Source organism: Mesorhizobium sp. P2_E6 (assembly GCF_056403835.1).
Window position 1 is genome coordinate 343557 of sequence record NZ_JBFUEQ010000003.1, and the last position, 22013, is coordinate 365569.

General features: G+C 62.4%; 23 protein-coding genes and 1 other RNA gene. 15 read left to right on the forward strand and 9 right to left on the reverse strand.

Annotation, left to right across the window (positions count from 1 at the left end; genetic code table 11):
- Positions 1 to 15 precede the first annotated feature (15 nt).
- Positions 16 to 810, reverse strand: coding sequence for a molybdate ABC transporter substrate-binding protein (gene modA / locus AC1D08_RS09585; protein ID WP_457152859.1), 795 nt, complete (start codon positions 808 to 810; stop codon positions 16 to 18).
- A 149-nt stretch (positions 811 to 959) separates the two neighbouring features.
- On the opposite strand from modA, the gene AC1D08_RS09590 reads away from it, so the two are divergent.
- Positions 960 to 1166, forward strand: coding sequence for a TOBE domain-containing protein (locus tag AC1D08_RS09590; protein WP_095087103.1), 207 nt, complete (start codon positions 960 to 962; stop codon positions 1164 to 1166).
- Between the two features lie 38 nt (positions 1167 to 1204).
- Here the strand turns inward: AC1D08_RS09590 and AC1D08_RS09595 are convergent, their stop codons facing one another.
- Both AC1D08_RS09595 and AC1D08_RS09600 read right to left on the reverse strand, forming a co-directional pair.
- The gene (locus AC1D08_RS09595; protein ID WP_457152858.1) at positions 1205 to 1999 is read right to left on the reverse strand and encodes a thymidylate synthase; all 795 of its coding nucleotides are present in this window, start codon (positions 1997 to 1999) and stop codon (positions 1205 to 1207) included.
- Positions 2000 to 2215: 216 nt separating this feature from the next.
- Positions 2216 to 2527, reverse strand: coding sequence for a DUF2853 family protein (locus tag AC1D08_RS09600; protein WP_095087099.1), 312 nt, complete (start codon positions 2525 to 2527; stop codon positions 2216 to 2218).
- A gap of 169 nt (positions 2528 to 2696) precedes the next feature.
- Here AC1D08_RS09600 and ssrA point away from each other — a divergent pair.
- Both ssrA and AC1D08_RS09610 read left to right on the forward strand, forming a co-directional pair.
- Positions 2697 to 3056, forward strand: a transfer-messenger RNA (tmRNA) gene (gene ssrA, locus AC1D08_RS09605).
- A gap of 113 nt (positions 3057 to 3169) precedes the next feature.
- Positions 3170 to 3721 (forward strand): AAA family ATPase, encoded by a 552-nt coding sequence (locus AC1D08_RS09610; protein ID WP_457152857.1) that lies wholly within the window; start codon positions 3170 to 3172, stop codon positions 3719 to 3721.
- A gap of 42 nt (positions 3722 to 3763) precedes the next feature.
- On the opposite strand, the gene AC1D08_RS09615 is transcribed toward AC1D08_RS09610, so the two are convergent.
- The gene (locus AC1D08_RS09615) at positions 3764 to 4969 is read right to left on the reverse strand and encodes a multidrug effflux MFS transporter (protein WP_457152856.1); all 1206 of its coding nucleotides are present in this window, start codon (positions 4967 to 4969) and stop codon (positions 3764 to 3766) included.
- Between the two features lie 189 nt (positions 4970 to 5158).
- On the opposite strand from AC1D08_RS09615, the gene AC1D08_RS09620 reads away from it, so the two are divergent.
- The 4 genes from AC1D08_RS09620 (at position 5159) to AC1D08_RS09635 (ending at position 7012) form a co-directional block, all read left to right on the forward strand.
- Positions 5159 to 5848: a TetR/AcrR family transcriptional regulator gene (locus AC1D08_RS09620; RefSeq protein WP_457152855.1), complete on the forward strand. Its 690-nt coding sequence runs from the start codon at positions 5159 to 5161 to the stop codon at positions 5846 to 5848.
- Between the two features lie 118 nt (positions 5849 to 5966).
- Positions 5967 to 6509: an SspB family protein gene (locus AC1D08_RS09625; protein ID WP_477423009.1), complete on the forward strand. Its 543-nt coding sequence runs from the start codon at positions 5967 to 5969 to the stop codon at positions 6507 to 6509.
- A 15-nt stretch (positions 6510 to 6524) separates the two neighbouring features.
- A complete protein-coding gene (locus tag AC1D08_RS09630) occupies positions 6525 to 6770 on the forward strand; it encodes a DUF4169 family protein (RefSeq protein WP_457152853.1) in 246 nt (81 codons plus the stop codon).
- A gap of 20 nt (positions 6771 to 6790) precedes the next feature.
- On the forward strand, positions 6791 to 7012 hold the full coding sequence (locus tag AC1D08_RS09635) for a ribbon-helix-helix domain-containing protein (RefSeq protein WP_095087089.1): 222 nt from the start codon (positions 6791 to 6793) through the stop codon (positions 7010 to 7012).
- Between the two features lie 60 nt (positions 7013 to 7072).
- Here the strand turns inward: AC1D08_RS09635 and AC1D08_RS09640 are convergent, their stop codons facing one another.
- Positions 7073 to 8875: a chloride channel protein gene (locus tag AC1D08_RS09640; protein WP_457154847.1), complete on the reverse strand. Its 1803-nt coding sequence runs from the start codon at positions 8873 to 8875 to the stop codon at positions 7073 to 7075.
- Positions 8876 to 9027: 152 nt separating this feature from the next.
- On the opposite strand from AC1D08_RS09640, the gene AC1D08_RS09645 reads away from it, so the two are divergent.
- The 3 genes from AC1D08_RS09645 (at position 9028) to AC1D08_RS09655 (ending at position 10785) form a co-directional block, all read left to right on the forward strand.
- The gene (locus AC1D08_RS09645; protein ID WP_477423011.1) at positions 9028 to 9459 is read left to right on the forward strand and encodes a MarR family winged helix-turn-helix transcriptional regulator; all 432 of its coding nucleotides are present in this window, start codon (positions 9028 to 9030) and stop codon (positions 9457 to 9459) included.
- 123 nt (positions 9460 to 9582) lie between these two features.
- Positions 9583 to 9888 (forward strand): hypothetical protein, encoded by a 306-nt coding sequence (locus AC1D08_RS09650; protein ID WP_477423013.1) that lies wholly within the window; start codon positions 9583 to 9585, stop codon positions 9886 to 9888.
- A 15-nt stretch (positions 9889 to 9903) separates the two neighbouring features.
- Positions 9904 to 10785: a sigma-70 family RNA polymerase sigma factor gene (locus AC1D08_RS09655; protein WP_457153420.1), complete on the forward strand. Its 882-nt coding sequence runs from the start codon at positions 9904 to 9906 to the stop codon at positions 10783 to 10785.
- 31 nt (positions 10786 to 10816) lie between these two features.
- Here the strand turns inward: AC1D08_RS09655 and AC1D08_RS09660 are convergent, their stop codons facing one another.
- Positions 10817 to 14731 (reverse strand): AsmA family protein, encoded by a 3915-nt coding sequence (locus tag AC1D08_RS09660; RefSeq protein WP_477423015.1) that lies wholly within the window; start codon positions 14729 to 14731, stop codon positions 10817 to 10819.
- A gap of 164 nt (positions 14732 to 14895) precedes the next feature.
- Between AC1D08_RS09660 and AC1D08_RS09665 the strand changes: the two genes are divergently transcribed.
- Entirely contained in the window at positions 14896 to 15882 is a 987-nt protein-coding gene (locus AC1D08_RS09665) for a Dyp-type peroxidase (protein ID WP_457153422.1), read from the forward strand.
- A 145-nt stretch (positions 15883 to 16027) separates the two neighbouring features.
- Here the strand turns inward: AC1D08_RS09665 and AC1D08_RS09670 are convergent, their stop codons facing one another.
- Entirely contained in the window at positions 16028 to 17515 is a 1488-nt protein-coding gene (locus AC1D08_RS09670; protein ID WP_477423017.1) for a winged helix-turn-helix domain-containing tetratricopeptide repeat protein, read from the reverse strand.
- A gap of 143 nt (positions 17516 to 17658) precedes the next feature.
- On the opposite strand from AC1D08_RS09670, the gene AC1D08_RS09675 reads away from it, so the two are divergent.
- Positions 17659 to 17877, forward strand: coding sequence for a hypothetical protein (locus tag AC1D08_RS09675; protein WP_477423019.1), 219 nt, complete (start codon positions 17659 to 17661; stop codon positions 17875 to 17877).
- A gap of 106 nt (positions 17878 to 17983) precedes the next feature.
- On the opposite strand, the gene AC1D08_RS09680 is transcribed toward AC1D08_RS09675, so the two are convergent.
- Positions 17984 to 19396, reverse strand: a complete 1413-nt coding sequence (locus tag AC1D08_RS09680) for an FAD-binding oxidoreductase (protein ID WP_477423021.1) — start codon at positions 19394 to 19396, stop codon at positions 17984 to 17986.
- A 205-nt stretch (positions 19397 to 19601) separates the two neighbouring features.
- Between AC1D08_RS09680 and AC1D08_RS09685 the strand changes: the two genes are divergently transcribed.
- On the forward strand, positions 19602 to 20087 hold the full coding sequence (locus AC1D08_RS09685; RefSeq protein ID WP_095087065.1) for a thioesterase family protein: 486 nt from the start codon (positions 19602 to 19604) through the stop codon (positions 20085 to 20087).
- Between the two features lie 144 nt (positions 20088 to 20231).
- Complete coding sequence (locus AC1D08_RS09690) at positions 20232 to 20429, forward strand: hypothetical protein (protein WP_095087062.1); 198 nt, start codon at positions 20232 to 20234, stop codon at positions 20427 to 20429.
- Positions 20430 to 20453: 24 nt separating this feature from the next.
- Here AC1D08_RS09690 and AC1D08_RS09695 read toward each other — a convergent pair whose 3' ends face one another.
- Positions 20454 to 20933 carry an Lrp/AsnC family transcriptional regulator gene (locus tag AC1D08_RS09695; RefSeq protein WP_457153960.1) on the reverse strand — a complete coding sequence of 160 codons (480 nt, stop codon included), beginning with the start codon at positions 20931 to 20933 and terminating at the stop codon, positions 20454 to 20456.
- Between the two features lie 89 nt (positions 20934 to 21022).
- Between AC1D08_RS09695 and AC1D08_RS09700 the strand changes: the two genes are divergently transcribed.
- Positions 21023 to 21931: an EamA family transporter gene (locus AC1D08_RS09700; RefSeq protein ID WP_457153961.1), complete on the forward strand. Its 909-nt coding sequence runs from the start codon at positions 21023 to 21025 to the stop codon at positions 21929 to 21931.
- Positions 21932 to 22013: the final 82 nt, after the last annotated feature.

The window sequence follows — 22013 nt, forward strand, 5'->3', positions numbered from 1 at the left end:
CGTTGGTTTCGTACCTCAATTGCTCGGCGTCAGGACAGTAAATCCCTGCTCCTTGAACAGCGCACCAGCCTTGGCCGACTGCAGGCATTTCAGGAAAGCCGGCGTATCCTTGTCCTTCGAATCGGCGGTCTGGGCAACCGGATAGATGATCGGCGGATGCGAATCCTCCGGGAAGGTGCCGACCACCTTGACGCCCTTTTCGGCGTGCGCGTCGGTGGCGTAGACGATGCCGAGGGCGGCTTCGCCGGTCGAAACCAGCTTGAGCGCCGCGCGCACATTCTCGGCCTGCGCCACTTTGCCTTCGACCGACGACCAGACACCGAGCGATTCAAGCGCGGCCTTGCCGTATTTGCCGGCCGGCACAGCCTTGAAGTCGCCCATGGCCAGCTTGCCGTCGCCAATCAGCTTGGCAAGGCCAAAACCCTTCTCGATCTTGGTTTCAACCGTCGAGTCCTTCGGCGCCACCAGCACGATCTCGTTGCCGAGCAGCTTCACTTCGGTGTCCGGCTTGGTCAGCTTCTTGTCGGAGAGATATTTCATCCAGTCGAGGTCGGCCGAAATGAAGACGTCGGCAGGTGCGCCGCCCTCGATCTGCTTGGCCAGCGCCGAGCTTGCGGCGTAGGAGACAGTCGCGGCCTCGCCGACATCGGCCTCGCATGCCTTGTTCACTGCGTCGAGCGCGTCCTTGAGGCTGGCCGCGGCAAACACCACCACCTTGTCTTCCGCATGAGCGGCCGGCACTGCCGCCATCAGCGTCGCGGCAAAACCACCAATGGCGATCGCTCTCAATCCGAAACCTTTGCGCGTCATGGAAAACTCCCCTGGGTTTGAAATCCGATCGGCTCGAAGCCTGCCACCGATATATCCGCATGAATATAACAAGGGAAGGCCCTGTACCCCTGTGCGACATCGATTGTTCTGGTAAGACGGGCAAAGAAGCCCTGGAAAAGGAAACTCCGATGAAGATCAGCGCCCGCAATATCCTCAAGGGAACGATCACCGAGATCGTCAAGGGAGCCACCACCTCGCATGTCAGGATCGACATTGGCGGCGCCGTCGTCACCGCTTCGATCACCAACGAGGCCGTCGCCGATCTTAAGCTCGAAAAGGGCAAGCAGGCCTATGCCGTGATCAAGGCTTCGGATGTGATGGTCGGCATCGACTGATCGGTGCCTGATTTCGAGGGTAAGCCGATCGGCGGGACTTAGACCGCGATCGGCGCCTTGATAGTCGCATCGGCGACGTAGTTTTCCAACCGGAAATCCTCGAAGCGGAAGGCGAACAGGTCCTTCACCTCCGGATTGATCCACATTGTCGGCAGCGCCCTTGGCGTGCGCTGCAATTGTTCGCGCGCCTGTTCGAAATGGTTCGCGTAGAGATGCGCGTCACCGAGCGTATGAACGAAATCACCTGGCTTCAGCCCGGTCACCTGCGCCACCATCAACGTCAGCAGCGCGTAGGAAGCGATGTTGAACGGCACGCCGAGGAAGATATCGGCGGAGCGCTGGTAGAGCTGGCAAGAAAGCCGGCCCTCGGAAACATAGAACTGGAACAGGCAGTGGCATGGCGGCAGCGCCATGGCTTCCACTTCGGCCGGGTTCCAGGCTGAAACGATCAGCCGCCGCGATTGAGGATTGCGGCGTATCTCTTTCAAGAGATTTGCTATCTGGTCGATGGAACCGCCATGGCCATCCGGCCACGAGCGCCATTGCTTGCCGTAGACCGGGCCGAGATCACGATTCTCGTCGGCCCATTCGTCCCAGATCGAAACGCCATGGTCGGTGAGGTATTTGATGTTGGTGTCGCCGGCCAGGAACCACAGCAGTTCATGGATGATCGACTTCAAGTGCAGCTTCTTGGTGGTGGTGACGGGAAAGCCGCGCGCCAGATCGAAACGCATCTGGTAGCCAAACACGGAGCGCGTACCAGTGCCGGTGCGGTCGCCGCGATCGGCGCCGTTGTCCAGCACATGCTGCAAGAGGTCAAGATATTGGCGCATCGGTTCCGGCTCGATTCGGTTGTCCTGCCATCATAGCCGACGGACAGGAGGCCGAACACTACAAAGCGGCGCAAGCGTTGCTTGCTCCATCACTCTTTTGCAGGCGTCTGCGCCGCCCCTCATTGCCCTGCCGGGCATTTCTCCGCGTATAGCGACGGGGAGAAAGAAGCCGGCAGCAACGTCGGCGCCCTTCTTGCAACGTCGGTCGCGCGACCGTCAGAGGGAGCCGAGTTTGCCCAGGTCCTTGGCGACCAGATAGTAGAAAGTCACCCGGTTCTTGGTGTTGTCGGCGGCCATCGCCTTGCAGACCTTTTCGATCGACGCATCAGCCTTCTTGTCGTCTGATATGCCAAGCTTTTTTGACACCCAGCCGGCCTTGACGCGGTCGAGCTCCTTCGGGTCGGTGCAGGACACCAGCGAGGAATCGCGGTTCCTGAGCGCAATGCCCAGATGCTTCACGATCTTGTCGACCACGTCGGCGCTTGCCGCGGCGTCGTATTTCTTCACGTCTGCAAGATAGTCGGCCATCAGAATTCCCCTCGTCGGCGCCACGAATCTGATCGATGAGGGCTGTGGCGCGCTGCTGCAACCTGTGCGCTAGGTCGGTAACTCCTCACCGTTGCAAAGCTTCGGTTGAGACCGCGCCCAAGTCAACCCTTGGCAATGCGGTTTTGGCATGGGGACAAAGTGCCATTGCGGCCTTTCATTTTCCACCATCGGCCCCTATATTCGTTTTGTCGGCTTGACCGACTATGGCGATAAATGGGCGATGAAATAAGCCGTTCGGACCCGGGGGCGGTACCCGGCGCCTCCACCAAAAGCCGCTGCCGAGACAAGGCGGTTTTTGCTGGGGGCGAAATAGGATCGACGAAGGTGTAAAGATCGTACTTTTGCCCGGCATTGTACCACCGTCATCGGGCTAAACTTATAGTTGCCAACGACAACTATGCGGAAGCACGTCTCGCTGCTTAATGCGGTGCGATAGCTTCAATTCAAGTCCTAGAGGTTCGCACTTCTAGGCGGGGTTCGGAGGTACCTGGCAACAGAAACCTCCACTTCTCCCCTCTTTCAATACGCCTCACGCGCAACGACAGCTTCGGCTGATCAGCCCCTTTGCACCGCCATGGCCGCGAAGGGCGCAGCACCGCGTGCCGTCTCCATGGACAAAAGATGCAAAACGATTCAGATCGATTCTTCGTGCTGACCGGTGGTCCCGGCTCCGGCAAGACCACTTTGATCGAAGCCTTGCGCCGGGCCGGCTTCGCCACTGCGGTCGAAGCCGGCCGCGCCATCATCCGCGACCAGTCCGCCATAGGCGGGACCGCCCTGCCCTGGCACGATCGCGCGCTGTTCGCAGAGTTGATGCTGTCGTGGGAGATGCGCTCCCATCAGGTCGCGTGCGAACACTCAGGCCCGGTCTTTTTTGATCGCGGCGTACCGGACACGCTTGGTTATCTGCGCCTGACCGACCTGCCCGTTCCCGAGCACGTCATGCATGCCGCCGAACGCTTCCGCTATGCCGGCCGCGTCTTCATTGCTCCGCCATGGCCTGACATCTTCACGCAGGATGCCGAGAGAAAGCAGACGCTCGACGAGGCCGAGCGCACCTATCATGCGCTGGTCGGCGTCTATTCGGAACTGGGTTATGAGCTGGTCCCGCTGCCATTGGCGCCGATCGAGGTCCGGCTGCGATTTGTGCTGGCCGAGGCAGGTTTGAGATAAAAAAGGCCGGGCGAGCCCGGCCTTTTCGTGGATTGTAATTGTTTATTCCGCCGGCGCCTCAACAGCTTCGCGCGAGCGGCCGAGCGTGACCTTGGCCAGCGTGAAGGAGATGACCGCACAGAGCGTGATGCCAGCCACCATCGGCAGCGGCGTACCGTCGAAGAACACCCCGGCGACGCCCATGGCCACCGCACCGATGGCGAAGTGCAGCGTGCCCATCAATGCCGAAGCCGTGCCGGCGATCTGGCCATGCTCTTCCATGGCCAGCACGGAGGTGGTCGGGATAACCAGGCCGAGGAAGCCGTAGCCGACGAACAACAGCGCCGCCATCACGTCGAGCCGGTCGATGCCTGTGGCCATCACCGCGAACAGCACCACCATCGTCGTGGCGTAGCCAGTCACTGCGACACGCACAACGCGCCGCAGCCCGAAGCGCTCGGCCAGCAGACCCGTCAGCTGCGACATGCCGATGAAGGCGACCGCATTGATCGAGAAGAACACGCTGTAGACCGAAGGCGAAAGCCCGTAGTGGTCGATCAGGATGAACGACGAGCTCGACAGATAGACGAAGAAGCTCGCAATGCCGAAACCGGCGATTGCCACCAGACCGAGGAAGTTGCGATCACCCATCAGGAAGCGGTAACCGGAAAGCGCGGTTGCAAAGGAGGAACCGGCGCGGTCTTCCACCGGCCGCGTCTCCTTGAGCGAAGTCGCCAACAGGATGGTGGCAAGCACTGCCGCACCCGTCACCGTCCAGAACACCGCGCGCCAGCCGAAATTCTCGATGATCTGGCTGCCGGTCAGCGGCGCCAGGATCGGCGACACCGAAAACACCAGCATCAGCAGCGACATCAGCTTGGCAGCCTCATTGCCTGTGTGCAGGTCACGCACGATGGCGCGTGGAATGGCCATGCCGGCGCTCGCGCCAAGGCCCTGCAGGAAGCGGAAAGCGATCAGCCATTCGATGGTCGGCGCCATTGCCGAACCGATGCCGCCAATCATGAACAGCGCAAGGCCGCCGTAGAGCGGCAGCTTGCGGCCAACCATGTCGGAGATCGGCCCAACGACGATTTGGCCAAAACCCATCGACAGGAAGAAGATCAACAGGCTCATCTGCACGGCGGCGGTGCCGGCGTGCAGATCCGCGCCGATCGAAGGCAGCGCGGGCAGATACATGTCGATGGCGAACGGGCCGATGGCGGACAACAAGCCGAGCACGACCGCGATGCGGAGGAATTTGGGACTCATGATAAAGGCTTCTTTCGAATCTGGTTGCCGCCGCGGGCCGGCGGGTAACCCAAGGACGTTCCATCCCCTGAAATTCCGACTCTCCAAGAGCGAATTCTCTTCGTCTCTCCGGAGCCAAATCTCTTCGTATTGTGTCCACAAATTTAGACACTCTTGTCTAATTCGTCAATCACCTCTATATAGATTTCTATGAAGCTGCACGTTTCTCCTGACACTTTCCCGCCACGCGGCCATGAGGCCAAGCGCATATCGATCGTCGACGCCGCAGCTGGAGTCTTCTGTCGCGAAGGTTATGCCGGCGCCAACATCGACTTGATCGCGGTCGAGGCCGGCGTCTCACGCCAGACCGTCTATAACCATCATGGCGACAAGGAAAAATTGTTCGTCGCCGTGGTGCGCGATCTGACCGAGCGCTGCAATACCGGCATTTTCGCCACCATCGCCACCTTCCCCGATCAACCCAAGGACCTCGAAGCCGATCTGATCGGCTTTGCCGTGCGCTTGAACCAGAACTGCATCTGCAACCGCGACGGAAAATTCCTGCGCAAGCTGATCCAGACCGAAGGCGAGCGCTATCCCGAACTGTTTGCAGAATGGCTGGAACAGGGCCCAGGCAGAACCTGGCCGGCAATCGCCGCCCGCTTCGCGCGGCTGGCTTATGGCGGTTACCTCGCGATCGAGGATCCCGATGTGGCGGCGCGTCAGTTTCTCGGCCTCGTCAATGCCGAACTGCAAACGACCTTCATGCTCGGCGGCACGCCGCGCGAAGACCAGGTGCTCCAGTCGGCGACCAATGGCGTGCGCACCTTCCTGCGTGCGTTTGGCAAGCGCCGGTCCGTCGCATCGGTTGAAAAGCAGGCCGCGCTGGCCAGCGCCTGAGCGATCAAATCGTCGGCAATAGTCCTCGTCTCGGTGCGGAGGTGATCTATATGCGGTTTACGCCGCGCTCAAGCTTGATTACAGCTATGCGGACGATTCAACGGAACCCGACCGCCACATGGCCGACGACCACATCCGCTACGACATTCTCGCCCAGGAGGCGTTGCGCGGCGTCATGCGCAAGGTCCTGGCCGAAGTCGCGCGCACCGGCCTCCCCGGCAACCACCACTTCTTCATCACCTTTCTGACCGGCGCGCCGGGCGTGCGCGTGTCGTCGCGGCTGCGCGAGCGCTATCCGGAGCAGATGACCATCGTCATCCAGTTCCAGTATTGGGACCTGAAGGTGACCGACACGGGCTTCGAGGTCGGCCTGTCCTTCTCCGACGTGCCGGAGAAACTCGAAATCCCCTTCTCGGCCGTGCGCGGCTTCTATGATCCTTCGGTCAATTTCGAACTCGAATTCGACGTCAAGACGGACGGTCTGGCAGCCGAGGAACTAGCCGCTGAAGCCTCGCCCGAGCCGCTGACCATCGTCTCCGAGAAAAAGCCGAAGGCCGAGAAGAAGGCCGCCGCCGCCGAGTCGGAGAAGAAGCCCGCCACTGCCGACGCCGCCACCAAGGGCGCCGAAGTGGTCTCGCTCGACGCCTTCCGCAAGAAATAATCCACGGTTCGCGCCATGGCCGACATCGTCAACCTCCGCCAGGCCCGCAAGCAGAAGGCGCGGGACGAGAAACTGCACGTCGCCGAACAGAACCGGGCCCTGCACGGTCGTTCCAAGGCCGAAAAGGAACGCGACCGCATGATCGCCGACAAGAGCGACAAATTCGTCGCTGGCCACCGTCGCGAACCCTTTGGCGATAAGGACAACCAGAGCATCGGACAAAAAGGTGCGCGGCGGCTTCAGGATGAATCCGATGCTTAGAGCAAAATGAGCACTCCGCCGTGAGCGCCGTCGAAAAGCGCTCGGTGACCATTCGCGGTCACCGCACCAGCTATTCGCTGGAAAAGCCCTTCTATGACGATCTCGTCGGGATCGCGGCGACCAGGAAGCTGACGCTCGCCGCTCTTGTCGCCGAAGTCGACGAGACGCGGCCCCGCGACACCAACCTGTCTTCGGCTCTCCGGCTCTTTGTCCTGCAGTGGGCAAAGCGCGGCGCCGGCTAAATCTTTGACTTTACGCAATTTCGGACGGAAAACTGTCTCGCACTTTTCCTGGAATTGCTTCTAGAGGCTCTCGACCGCGTCCGTCTTTTTCCTGCGTCTGGTGCCGAAGGCAAGCAGGGTCGAGCGATCGCGTTCCTCGGCCTGTTTCCTCGACCGCACGCGCATCAGATCCTTCCAGCCGACATAACCGACCAGCTGCAGGCCCTCGCGGGTGACGACAGGCAGATGGGAGACGTTGGCCAGGAGCAGCTTGTCGGAGAGACCCTCAAGATACTCATCTGGATAGGCCAGCGTAATCTTGCTGCCGGCCAGCAGCTCGCCAAGCGTCGTGGTGCGGTGCGTGCCGGCGCGTCTCCAGCGCAGGATTGCCGGCGGATCGATGAGACCGAGCACATGCCCGTTCTCGTCGACGACGGGAAAACTTGGATGCCGCGTTTCCGGCGCCGTCAGGAATGCCGCCGCGCCATGCAGCGTCATCGCAGCAGGTACGCTCTCGACCTGAGAGGTCATCACCTCGCGCACCCTGGTCAGGGCGAAGGGATCGACACGGTATTCGCGAACCAGATGGTGTCCCCTTCTGGCGATCTTCTCGGTCAGGATCGAACGCTTCATCAAGAGCACGGTGACGGCATGTGCCGCCGCGCAGGCCGCGATCAGCGGCACCAGCATGTGCGTGTTGCCGGTCAGCTCGACGGCAAAGAAGGTTGCGGTCAACGGCGCCCGCATCGTGCCGCCCATGGTCGCGGCCATCGCCAGCAGCGCCCAGAAGCCCGGATCGGCCGCGGGCAGAACGCCGGCGAGCACCGCTCCCATCGCCCCGCCCATGATCAGCAGCGGTGCCAGCACGCCCCCGGACGTTCCCGAACCAAGCGCCACCGACCAGATGATGGCCTTCACCACCAGGAGGACGAGGGCCGCGGTGGCGACCGTGCGGCCATCCAGCATGTCGGTGATGTTGTCATAGCCGACGCCGAGCGCCTGCGGCTCGATCAGTCCGCCTATGCCGACCACCAGGCCACCCAGCATCGGCCACCACATCCAGTGAATGGGCAGCTTCTGGAAGCCGTCCTCGCAGGCATAGACCATCTGCGTCAGCAGCCCCGACAACAGGCCGGCCGCAACACCGATCGAGACCCAGCCGGCAAGGCCGATGAAGGACACCTCCATGCCGCCCTGAAACGGAAAGATCGGCCCGGGCAGATGCAGGATGGTGCGCTCGACCTCGGCAATGATTGCCGCGACCGCCACGGGAATGAAGCTACGCGGGGTCCATTCGAAAAGCAGCAGTTCGACCGCCAGCATGATGGCCGCGATCGGTGTGCCGAAGACCGTGGTCATGCCGGCCGCCGCACCTGCCACCAGCAGCGTCTTGCGCTCATTGTCGGTGACCGGCAGCATTTGTGCGATCAGCGAGCCGATCGCGCCGCCTGTCATGATGATCGGGCCCTCGGCCCCGAACGGGCCGCCCGAGCCGATCGAAATCGCCGACGACAGCGGCTTCAGGATTGCAACCTTGGCGTCGAGCCTCGAGCGCCCGAGCAGGATCGCCTCGATGGCCTCCGGAATACCGTGGCCGCGGATCTTCTCGCTGCCGAAGCGCGCCATCACCCCGATGATCAGCGCGCCGATCACCGGGACGACGACCGAGGCATAACCAAGCGGCGTGTCCTGCAGCTTCAGATCGGCAAGCGTGAACTGGCCAAAATAGGCAATGTTGGTGGCAAGCCGGATCAGTTTCAAAAGCGCGATGCCGGCAAACAGCCCCGCCGTCGCCACCACCACGGCGATGGCGGCGACGAGCAGCACCCTGGCATCGGTGGTGAAATCCCTGAGATGACTGGGATTGGAGTGATTGGGCTTCATGACGGACTTTGCTTTCTGGCGGCGAGCCGTATCTCGCGGCATGGTCGAGGCGGCCAGCCGGCTTTGTCGGTTGGCTATGTATCGTAACACGATATAAATATTCAAGTCGGTTTTGCTCGAAATCCGTTTGAGCTTTCCCGGAAAACGAACAAATGTCTGGTATGACGCAGCCGCAGAAACCACGCCCCGCCATCAAGCAGTCCGACTACCAGCGGCTGTCCGAATTTCGCTACCTGATCCGCCGCTTCCTCGAATTCAGCCAGATCCAGGCGGAAGACGCCGGCCTGACGCCGCGCCAGCATCAGGCGTTGCTTGCAATCAAGGGATTCCCGGGCGGCGGACCGGTGACGGTTGGCGATCTGGCGGAGCGCCTGCGCATTCGTCATCACAGCGCCGTCGAGCTGGTCAACCGCCTTTGCGAGGCAGGACTGGTGGCAAGGAATCAGGACAAGGATGACCATCGCCGCGTGCTGCTGCGGCTGACCGAACGCGCCGACGATTGCCTGGCCGAGCTGTCGGCAGCACATCTCGACGAGCTGTCACGCATCGAACCCATGCTCAAGCGCCTGCTCGTCCGCGAGTGACGCGCCGGCATCGTTGCGGCACGGCAGCAAATTATTCCTGGCACCCTGAATCCTTGGGCTTCCCGGGAACGTCTCGACAGGAGTGGGCCGGCAAGGCGAAACACGATTCAAGGAACAATCACGATGAAACGCCACCTGATACGCTACAAGACCAAGCCGGAGCTGGCCGATGAGAACGAGCGGCTGATCAAGGCCGTATTCCAGGAACTGAGCGATAAATCTCCGGACGGCGTTCGCTATATGACCTTGCGGGCCGGCGACGGGACCTTTGTCCATCTGGTCGAAACGGAAACTGATGCCCATGCCGAACTCATCACCGGGCTTGCGGCATTCGAGGCCTTTCAGAACGGCATCCGCGACCGTTGCATTGAACGCCCACAACGTGAGGAAATGACCGTCGTGGGCAGCTATCGGATGCTGGGCGAGTAATCGGGATAGAGGCGCATGAACATCCCTGGCGATATCCGCGATCCCTTCGATCGCCTGTTCGGGGAATTGCGCCCCAAGCTGCACCGCTACTGCGCCCGCATGACGGGCTCGGCCATCGACGGTGAAGACGTGCTCCAGGAAGCCCTGGCCAAGGCGTTCGAAGCCCTGCCCAACACCGGCCCGATAGCGAATCCGGAAGGTTGGCTGTTCCGCATCGCCCACAATGCGGCGCTTGATTTTCTGCGCCGTCGCGCCCGTGAAAAGGCCTTTTCCGATGAGGATCCGGACATGATCGTCGACCCGGCCAACCCCACCGTCGATCGTCAGGCCGCGGCCGCCGGCCTGCACACCTTCATGCGCCTTCCCGTCGCACAGCGAAGCAGCATCATCATGATGGACGTCCTGGGCTATTCGCTGCAGGAGATCAGCGCCATGCTCGACACCAGCATTCCGGCCATCAAGGCGGCGCTGCATCGTGGCCGCGGCCGCCTGCGCCAGCTCGCCGATGAACCCGAGGATCGCCCTTCCCCCAGGCTGAGTGCGTCCGAACGCCTGCTCCTCGACGCTTACATCGATCGCTTCAACGCCCGCGATTTCGATGCGGTGCGCGACATGCTGGCCGACGAGGTGCGGCTGGAACTGGTGGCCAGGGCGCGGCTGAATGGCCGCGGGCAAGTGGGCACCTACTTCCGCAATTATTCGTCGGTCCAGGATTGGCGTTTCGTGCCGGGCTTCGTCGAAGGCAGGCCGGCAGTCCTTGTCTGCGATCCAAGTGACCCGACGGTGCGGCCTTCCTACTTCGTGCTGCTGGGATGGCAGGCGGGCAGGCTTGCCGCCATTCGCGATTTTCGTCACGCTCGCTACGTTGCGGACAGCGCCGAGATGTCCGTCCTCTGAGGCAATTGTTCAGCGCCGGCGGTAGTTTCCGCTACTGCAACGACTTCAGCAGATTGTCGATGGTGAACGGATTGGACTTCGGCTTGGCCGGCGGCGGGCTGTCGTTGGCCTCCGGCAGCGGCGCACGCTCCACCTTCGGGGCCTGCTGCGCGGCCTTGCGTTCGGCCTCGAGCCTTGCCTTTTCCTGCGAGGCGATGCGTCTTGCCTCCTCCGCCTTCTGCCGCTCCTGCTCGTCGGCCTGCGCCTTGGCTGCCTCGTCGGCGGCCTGCTGCTGGGCCGCGGCCTCGGCATCTGCCTGGGCTTTCGCTTCGGCATCGGCTTTCGCCTTTGCATCCGCTTCAGCTTGGGCCTGCGCATCTGCTTGCGCCTTTGCCCTGGCGTCAGCCTCGGCTTTCAGCCGCGCCGCTTCCTCCTGTTGGCGCAGTTCCTCGGCCGCCCTGTCGCGTTCGTCCTGCAACGCCGCATAGTAGCGCACCTCGCGCCGCAGCCGCTGCTTTTCGAGCAGCGCCGCCTGCATCGCCTCGACGCGCCGCTGTTCCCTTTCCAGCGCGCGCTGGGTCAGGAACTGTGCCAGCGGCTCGCTGTCGAACTGCCGTTTCACGGCGCCGAACGGCCCCTCGGCGGTGAAGTTCACGACCGGCTCGGAGCCGACCAGCGCGTCGTCGCCGGGCCGATAGGTAATCGCCCCCTTGGCGGAAACCATGGCTGTGTTGAGGTCCGCAATGATGTCGGCGGACAAGGTCGCCGCCGGATTCTCCAGGCTGATCGGCGGTGCCCGCACCGTGCCGCCGGCAACCGTGAAGGCGACAGATGTATCCTTGGCGGCAAAACTGCCATCGGCGGCGATTTGCGGCGCGAAGGCGGCGGTCTTGGCCGCATCGATGTCGCGCCCGATCGCATCCGCCTTGGCGAGGAACGCGTTGAACGCATCGGGATTGACGCCGGCGACCTGCAAGCCCTTCAGCGCCGCCGTGCCGGAGCCGGATAAAGCCGCCACCATCGCATCGACCGACTTGCCGCTGGTCGACAGCGCCGTCGAGAAATCACCATTGCCGCTGATGCCGGCATTCGGCAGCACGGTCGCCAGATCGGCGCCGGCCAGTTTCATCTGGCCGGTGAAAAGTCCGGTGCCGTCATTGTTCTTCAATTCGAACAGGCCAGTCAGCGCACCATTGAGGAATTTCGCCTTGAGATCCGAAACCCGGATGCCTTCCTGGTCGAGCTTGAGCGAAAAGCCAGCGTCATAGGCGGTGGCGAACGGCCCGGCGGCAAGTGCCGCCGTCGTCAGGTCGAGGTCGGCGGTGAACGGCAGGCTGGATTTCTGGCTGAACGGAGCAGCCGGCCAGCCACCATTCTTGTCGCCCCCACTCTTATTGGCAAGGAAAGCGGAATCGCCGAACAGCGCCACCGCCATCGGATCGAGGTCAAGCTCGTCGAGCACCAGCGCCCCGGCCAGATGCGGCACGCCGTCCTTGACCTCGACATTGACGTCGCCGGACACCGCCGCCTCGTTCAGGGCGCCGCTGAGATTGTCCAGCACCAACAGGCCGTTGCCATAGTCGCCCTGCGCCGCGAGTGACGCCGACATGCCAGCGCCCATGCCAGGCAGGCCGATGCCGGTCGTCATCAGCCACGGCTCGATGTCGGCGGCATCGAGGTTGAGCTTGCCTTTGACGGTAGCCCCTTGCGGCGTGTCCGCAACGGTTCCCTCGAAACCGGCTTTGAAGTCGTTGCCGGCGAGGCTGAAAGTCGTCGCCAGGCCGCCGCCAAGCGTGCCCTTGGCCTGAACGTCCGTGCTCGCCTCGCCCAGCATGCCGAGCGGCAGCGCCGGCAGGCCGTAGAGCGCCAGCAGCGCGGTGGCGTCAGGGTTCCTGGCGTTGAAGGTCAGCGTCACCGGCGCTTCGAGCAACTTGTCCGCTGCTCCCTTCCCCGACAGCGATGCCGAAAAGGCCGAGCCGCCGGCCTTGCCTTGGCCGCTCACCGCCAGCCCCGTAGTGCCATCGCCATTGTCGGCGGCACTTGCCACAAGGTCGACGCGCGCATCCTGGAACAGCTCGGGATAGGCCGCCGCACGGCTTGCCAGCCCCTTCAGCACGGCATTGTCGGGATAGTGCTGGGCAGCAACGTCGACCAGCGGCTTGAGATCGACGGCAACCACCGAAGCGTCGAGCTTACCGGTCGGACTTGCCGGAAAATCCTTGATCCGGCCGGTGGCGCTGATCGAGGCGCCGGCCAACCCGCCCAACGACAGTCGGTCGATTTCAAGCAACCCGTCGCGCAGCCTCAGCGCCGTATCGACCGTGTCGGCGGTCAGGCCGCCGGCGCTGACCGGCCCGGCCTTGATCTGGAAATCCAGGTCGCGGTCGGCAAAGCGGTTGGCGCCCTTGTCGCTGACGAAGATCGAAGCGAAGGCTGCCAGCCCGTCGACATCGAGCTCACCGCCTTCGAGCCGCATCAGCACCGACGGTTTGGCATCGTCGGGCTGGCTGGAATCGATACTGCCGGAAAACTTCGCCTTGCCCAGGATCAATTCGAGATCGCTGAAGGCCTGGCGCTTTTCCGTGAGATCGACCGTGGCCTTGAAACCGGCGGCGGGCAGTCGGCGGATCGCCTCGTCGACATCCTTCGACAGCCAGGCGGCAAAGCCAGAAGGTTGCGCCACGGCCAGCAGCAGCGAGCCGGTGAAGCCGAAATGATTCTCGACGCTGAGCATGCCGTTGGCTTCCAGCGTGGTGCGGCCAGGCAGTGTCGCGGCGAGCGATTCCACCAACCAGCCGCCATCGGTCGGCTGGGCGGAAAGATGGACGTCGCGCACCGTGGTGTCGCCGGCGACCACCGCCGGCAGCTTGACCTCGACGGTGCCCGGTATGGTCGGCTTCGGCAGCTCGTGCAACGCTTGCTCAAGCGCCGCGATGCGCTGGTCGAGCGTCGCGCCGGCGCCGGCCTCGGCGCCTACCGCCTCGTCGAACTGCACCTGCGCGCCACTGGCCTCGATGGCGAAGCTCGGCTTCAGGCCGAGATCGACCGAAGCCTTGCCGTCGGCGGTGTAGGGATTGTCGAGAGGCCCCGTCTCGAAGCGGAATTCGTCGACACCGAGCTTCTGGTGGTCGAGCGAAAACTTGCCGTTCAGCCGAAAGCCCGGATCGGGCTTGCCAGCACTGACCTTCACCGTCTCGCCGTCGTTGCCGCGCAGCGCGGCGCTGTTCTTGTCGGCACCGGAGATCTTGAACTGGCCGGAGTAGACGGCGGCACCCTTGACGATGCCTGCATTACCGTCGGTTTCGATGACCAGCGGATAGGCATCGGGATCGGCCTTCAGCCGAAGCCGCATTTGCCCGGTGCCTTCGGCCTTGCCAGTGGACGCCACGACCGTGGTACGAAGGCCGTCGAGCCGCAGTGTGCCGTCCATGCGCCATGGCCCGGCCAGCGACTTGGCGGAGATCGTCGAATTGATCTCGGAGATGAGATGGCTGCGTCCGCCGGCGGCATGGCTGAGTTTGATCTGCCCTTCCGTTACCGTCAGCTTTTCGATCGAGATCTGGTTGAGGTCGAAGGGCGAGGACGGCCGCATCGCCCAGTCGACGGTACCGTTGCTGGCAATATCGATGGTCGCTTGCGGCCGCACCAGCCGCATGTCGAAGATCAGCACCTCGCCACGCAGGAAGGGCGCCAGCTCCGCATCCATCGAAAACGTCTCGACGGTCATGGCCGGCTGACCATTCGGGCCACCGGCGACGGTGACGTTGGAAAAGGTCACCGAGGGAAACGGCAACAGCCGCGCCGTGGCATCGCCCTGCACCGTCACCTTGCGGCCGAGGATGGCGCTGGCTTCGCGCTCGAATTCGGCGCGGTAGCCGGTCCAGTCGACAAAATATGGCACCACCAGCGCCGCACACAGCACCAGCACGAACAGGCCACCGAAGATCACGAACAGACGTGCGAGCATCAGCTCCAAACGGGTTGATTGAAATTCTGCCGCACTCTACCTGCATCCGCGTGTCGATAAAGAGGCAATTCATCCAGTGTTGCGTGATGCCTCATCCGCAGTTGCGTGAGTTGCGTGAAGCCGGATGATCTGAAACAAATCCTGGAAAAGCGGAGATTTTTCGGATGTCAGGGAAGAACTGGGACCGCGTGCCGATCGATGCGCAGAGCGTCGACGCTCCACTATCGTTGTCGGCGGTCTTTCTTGTCGTCACCGTCGCCAGCGAGCAAAGCGCCCTGGCCGAGGTCGCGGCCGTGCTCGGCGGGCTTGACGATCTCGTCAAGACTGTCGGATTCCGTGACCTGTCCGGCCACCTGTCCTGCATTGCCGGCATCGGCCGCGCGCTCTGGGATCGTCTCTCTCCAGACCGGCGGCCGCTGGAACTGAGACCGTTTGCGCCGATCAAGGGTGCGGTTCATTCGGCGCCGTCGACAGCGGGCGACCTTCTCTTCCACATCCGGTCCGAACGCCCCGACATGTGCTTCGAGTTCGAGCGCATCCTGCTCGACAGCCTTGGCGACGGCGTGACGGTCGTCGACGAGGTCTCGGGCTTCCGCTATTTCGATGCGCGTGACCTGCTCGGCTTTGTCGACGGCACGGCCAACCCGACCGGTCTCGATCTGCCCGCCTCGGCGCTCGTCGGCGACGAAGATGCCGACTTCGCCGGCGGCAGCTATGTCGTCGTTCAGAAATATCTGCACGATCTCAATGCGTGGGCGCGAACGCCAACGCCCCTCCAGGAAGAGATCATCGGCCGCACCAAGATCGACAACATCGAAATCGATGATGACGCCGCGCCGCGCAAATCGCACAAGTCGTTGGCCACCATCGAGGATGCCGATGGCAACGGATACGATATCCTGCGCGACAACATGCCGTTCGGCCAGCCGGGGCGACGGGAATTCGGAACCTATTTTATCGGCTATAGCAGGTATCTCTGGGTGACCGAGAAGATGCTGCAGCGAATGTACATCGGTGACCCGCCGGGCGCATACGACCGGTTGCTCGATTTCTCCACGCCGCACACCGGCACGACGTTCTTCGCGCCAACCCGCCCCATGCTGCAAACGCTTGTTCAGGGCGCGCAGGAGAAGCCTGCGGCCGCACGGTAGTCCGCCGTCCTCTGGTTTGCCTCCGACCGCATGCCCCTTGCGCGAGGTGCGCAAGTTGAAGGCAGGGCCGTCCGACGCGGCACGTTGTCTTGAGACGGGTCGATGGGTACTCACAGCTCACAGCGGGCTGCGGCTTGGGAGACGCTTATTCTTGCCTGTCGACACGCTCCAGGATGGCGCGGTAACGGCTGCACACAGCGGGATCCTCAAAGAAATCCAATTCCGCATCGACGATCTCGTCAAGGCCTAGTCCAGGGTAATGTGCCTTGACTTTTGCCAGGACGTCTTGCGCTTGCTCGATTTCGCCGAGTTCGCAATGGCAGACGACAAGACGAACGAGCGACCACCGCGGTACGCTCGCCATTTTCGCGTAGCAGGCCGTTGCCTCGCGATATCGTCCAGCAGTGGTCAGTATGATGCCGCGAAAGTCTTCATACCATCCCACAGCGTATGGGTCGCGGCGCTGGGCTTGGTTTATTTCAACAAGCGCCTCATCCGGCCTGTCCGTGTAATTGAGGAAAAGGGCACGGATACTGAGAATGAACGGGTCGTTCGGATTCAGGGCAACCGCACGGTCAAGGCTGATTTCAGCCTGCCTGAATTGGCGCAAGTACAAGAGAGCAAAGCCGGTCGCGAGATGGCCATACGCCCCGTCGGGGTCGAGTTGCAACGCGGTTTTTGCCATCTCCAGTGCGGAATGCAGATAATCTGAATTGTAGTAGACCCAGAAGAATTTGAGGGTCTCGACAACGCCGAGCATGGCGTGGGCAGCAGCAAACCGCGGATCGAGCTTTACCGCCTGGCGCAGAAACGGTTCCGCTTCGTGTGCGGCGTCATAGACGGCCGCCAATTGCAGCGCCCGCAGGTAAAACTCATAGGCCGACATGTTGTCCGTCGGCCGGGCCCTGGCGCGCGATGCAATCGCGGTTCTCGCCTGCCGGGCGAGGCGGGCTGCAATCATCTGGGTGATTTCATCCTGGATGGCGAAAATGTCATCGAGTTCGCGGTCGTAGTGCTCGCCCCAGATGTGAGCTGTTGAGGATGCGTCGATCAGTTGCACGGTGACCCGCACCCGGTTGCCGATCTTCCGCACGCTGCCTTCGACGACATACTGGACGCCAAGTCTCTTCGCCACCTCGGCCACGTCATTCGCCTTGCCACGGAACTGGAAGGATGAGTTCCGCGCAATGACCAGGAACTCCCTGAACTTGCCAAGCTCGGTGATGATGTCTTCGGTTATCCCGTCGCTGAAATAGCCCTGTTCCCGGTCGCCGCTCATGTTGTCGAAGGGAAGAACGGCGATGGATGCTCTGGCCGGTGCCGTAGCCTCTGCCACGGCCACAAAGGGCTTGGGACCAGCATATTTATAGCCGCGACCATGCACGGTTACGATCATCTCGGCGGGCAGCAGTTTTCGCAGCGCCGAAATGTGGACCTGCAGCGTGTTCTCCTCCACCACCACGCCGGGCCAGACAGCATCGAAGAGTTCGGTCTTGCCGATCACCTCGTCCGGCCTCTCCAGCAACGTGGCGAGGATGTCGAAGGATCGCGTCGACAGCTCCATCGGCCCCTTGGGACCCAGCAGCAGCCGTTCGGCGCGTTTCAGACGATAATTCCCAAACTCCAAGTCCATTTGCAAAAGAACCCGTCCCTCCAGGGCAACGATAACCCAAGACGGTCCTGAAGGCGAACTTCAGGGTAGTTCAGAACCTTTCAGGTCCGAGCCAAGGACCTGAGTGGGACACGGTGTCATTCTCACCGTCACTGGAGGACACCATGGCCGACATCTCCACCACCGTCCTGATTAACATCCGACGCCTTAAACTGCCTCGGCTAGGCTTTCCGAGGCTTGCAATCGGCGCAACTCTCAACGCGATATGCCGTGTGATGGGCGACGCTTTCAAAATGGCCTACCTGGACCCATACACCGGTCTTCGTCGCCAACCGCCGATCGTCCCGAACGAAGATCTTGAAGGCCGAGATCCCAGCTGGTGACCTGCAAGTCCTCGCCGAGTGGTACAGCGCAAGCTTCCAGTCAGCGCGGGATATCTGCTTTGGGTCATCCGCGACCGGGTCGAGCCAGCGGTAGTAAGTCCGCGCCTTATTTTCCAGGCAATATCTTGCCCGGGTTCATGATATCAAGCGGATCGAGCGCCTGCTTGATGGTGCGCATGATGTCGACGCCGTGGCCGAGTTCATGGCGCAGGAAGCCGATCTTGCCCTGGCCGATGCCGTGCTCGCCGGTGCAGGTGCCATCCATGGCGATCGCCCGCATGTTGAGCCGCGCGACGAACTTTTCCGAAAGCACGATCTCCTTGGGGTCGTCGACGTCCATCAGGACCAGCACGTGAAAATTACCGTCGCCGGCATGGCCGACGATCGGCGCGATCAGCCCCATCTCGGCGATATCGGCTTCGGTCTCGGTGACGCATTCGGCAAAGCGCGAGATCGGTACGCAGACATCGGTCGACAGTCCCTTCGCGCCCGGCCGCAGCGTCAGCGACGACCAGTAGGCGTCGTGCCTCGCCTTCCACAATTTCGTCCGCTCCTCGACGACACTGGTCCACAGAAACGGTCCGCCGCCATTCTCCTCGGCGATCATGCCGAAGGTCTCCGCCTGCTCGGCAACGCCGGCGTCACTGCCGTGGAATTCGACGAAAAGGCACGGGCTCTCGGGATAATCGAGCTTCGAATAGTTCTTCATCGCCCGCATCTGCAGTGCATTGACCAGTTCGATGCGCGCCACCGGAATGCCCATCTGGATCGTCGCGATGACCGCGTTGCAGGCCGCCTCGACACTCGGGAAGGGACAAACGCCGCCGGAGATCGCTTGCGGAATGCCTTGCAGCTTCAGTGTCAGCGATGTGATGATGCCAAGCGTGCCTTCCGATCCAACCAGCAATCGCGTCAAATCATAGCCGGCCGAGCTCTTTTTCGCACGCTTGCCGGTCGTCACCGTCTCGCCGTCGGCCATGACCGCGGTCAGCGACAGCACGTTCTCGCGCATCGTGCCGTAGCGCACCGCATTGGTGCCGGACGCCCTCGTCGCCGCCATGCCGCCGAGCGAGGCGTTGGCGCCCGGGTCGATCGGAAAGAACAGGCCGGTGTCGCGCAAATGCCGGTTCAAATCCTCGCGGGTGACGCCGGGTTCGACCGTGCAGTCGAGATCCTGCGGATTGACCGCCAGGATACGGTTCATCCGCGACGTGTCGACAGAGATGCCGCCGCCCGGCGCATTGGTGTGGCCTTCCAGCGATGAGCCGACGCCGAAGGCGATCACCGGCACCCTATACGCGGCGCAGGCGCGCACGATCTCCTGCACCTCGGCCGTCGTCTCCGGGAAGGCGACGCCATCCGGCGCCTGCGTCGGAATATAGGTGGTGGTGTGGGCGTGCTGGGAGCGGATGGCCTGCCCGGTCTGGAAGCGCTCGCCGAGCCGCTGCTTGAGGATGCCGAGCACCGCCGCGATGCCTTCCTCGTTGCGTTCGACCGGATTGAGGTCGCTCAGAGCCATGAATTCCTCCGCGAATGGACCAGCGCGCACCCTTGTTGTGCATCTATGGATGATGCGCTCGGCAATCCCAGGAAAGGCGTGGAGCGGCTTTCCATCGGATTTGCGTCAAACAAGGAGATAGAGCAGTTCGGCGTTTCCGTGAAACGATGAACCGATCTAGTCTCACCGGCAACAGTCTGTCCAGCACCAGAACAAGGAAGTTTCGATGCCTATTCCCGCCCCCTTCGTCTCCCAACCGATGGACATCGAGAAGGACTGGATCGACTACAACGGCCATCTCAACATGGCCTATTACAACGTGCTGTTCGACCGCTGCTCGGACGACGCCTTCGAGGCGATGGGCATGGGGCCGAATTACGCCAGGGACCGCCGCCTCACCATTTACACGGCGGAAGTCCATGTCTGCTACGTGCAGGAGCTGCATCTCGAGCACAAGGTCACCGTCACCTTCCAGCTGATCGACCATGACGACAAGCGGCTTCGGGTCTACCAGGAAATCCGCCACGTCGACGGCTGGCTGGCCGCCACATCGGAATCGCTTTCACTGCATGTCGACATGTCCGGGCCGAAGGTGGCACCCTTTCCCGCCGATGTGCTTGCCAAGGTCGAAGCCATGCGCGCCGCCCATTCGGCGCTGCCGATGCCGGAGCGCGCCGGCCGTTCGATCGGGATTCGTCGCAAGACCGCTTGAAGCGACTCGACGCCCACGTTAACCTTACCGAGGTTTTAACGGGAACAAGCCAATTGAGCCATTGAACGACTCAGCGGAGCGGTCGAGAACGGTCCGCATGGGTTGCGATACGGGCGGCGGGCGAAGCCGGTTCGAGGGACGTGCATGAAAACCGACATCAAGGTCGAAGTGGACAGGCTGGTAGCCGATCCGCGCATCACGGACTATGATTTCTGGCGCTCGCTCAAGAACGTCAACAACGAGATTTTCCACATCGCCAACAACAACGAGCCGATCCCGTTCGACATGATCCGCTGGCGCGCCATCCTGAAGCAGGCGCGCATGAAGCGCGGCCACGCATAAATCTTCAAACCGACATCCTCGCCCTCAAGACTGGCGTTTCACCGCTCCCAGCGGCGAGCGCGCCACCACCGGCGACGACTGGATGATCGCCGTGTTGGTCATCGCGTAGGGAATGATGCGGTCGATCACCCGTTCGAGCTCGGCCACGGAGCCGACATGCGCCAGCGCGATGAAACAGTCCTCACCGGTCACCCGGTCGCATTGCGCGATCTCCGGCAGCTCGCGGATGATCTCGGCCACCACAGCCAGTTGCCCCGGCACGGGACGGATGCGCAGCCATGCCGATAGCGGCAGGCCAAGTGCGGCAGGGTTGATCCTGACCGAATAGGCCTCGATGACGCCGCTCTCCTGCAGTCGCTTGATGCGCTCGGCGACACTCGGCGCCGACAGGCCGACCGAGCGTGCAAGCTCCGCCGTGCTGACGCGAGCGTCCTTTTCGAGCAGCAGCAGGATCTTCATATCCGCCGCATCGAGGTCGGCGCTTTCAGTTCGAAGGCGTTTCAAGGAAATCTCCTTGCTTCCAGGCGAAAGCTAGTCAGAAGGGGCAATCATCACCCATATAAATTGACAAAACTGCCTGCGATACTGATCCGATGGATGATCAAACGCAAGCTCTCGCGGCAAGCGCTGCCCGTGCTGGCCCCACCCTCGGCGGGCTGGCGACGAGACTGCCGCCGCATGTCTGGTTCGGCGTCAGCGCCGTCTTCCATTATCTCGGGCCGGCATTCGCCGTGCTGCTGTTCCCGCATGTCGGCGTGCTCGGCATGGCGTGGCTGCGGATAGCCACCGCAGCCCTGGTCTTCGCGCCACTGACCCGTCCATGGCGAACCTTCGCCCGCGCCGATCGCTCGACGCGGCTGCTGTTGCTGGCCTTCGGCGCCTGCCTGGCGGTGATGAACTGTTCGTTCTACCTCGCGCTCGACCGCCTGCCGATCTCGCTGGTGGCGGCAATCGAATTCGTCGGCACCATCGGCATCGCGCTGATCGGCCTCAGAAGCCCGCGCAATCTCGCAGCGCTTGCCATTGCCGTCACCGGCACATTGCTGCTCATCGACGTCAAATGGTCGAGCGATCCGCTTGGCCTGTTCTGGGCCTTCCTCAACGGCGCGCTGTTCGTCGGCTACATCGTGCTCGGCCACCGCGTCGCCCGCGCGGGCGCAGGCGACGGCATCGCGGGCCTCGGCGCGGCGATGGCCATTGCCTTCATCGTCGTGCTGCCGATCGGCCTCACCGACGCGTTGCCCGCTCTTTTCTCACCATTGCTGTTGCTCGCCGCCATCGGCGTCGGCATCTGCTCGTCGGTCATTCCCTACATCTGCGACCAGCTCGCCATGTCGCGGCTGCCGCGCGCCAGCTTTGCGCTGATGCTGTCGCTGCTGCCGGTTACCGCGACGCTGATCGGCGTCATCGTCTTGCGCCAGATTCCGAGCCTCATTGACTGCTTCGGCATCATTTTGGTCGTCGCTGGCGTTGCCTTGCATAAACCCGCAGGCGTCAGATAAGCTGAATAAAACAGTTTATTATCAAAGACTTAAATCAACAACTCTTGAGTTCCGCGATTCGCCAGACCGCGATAAAACGGCT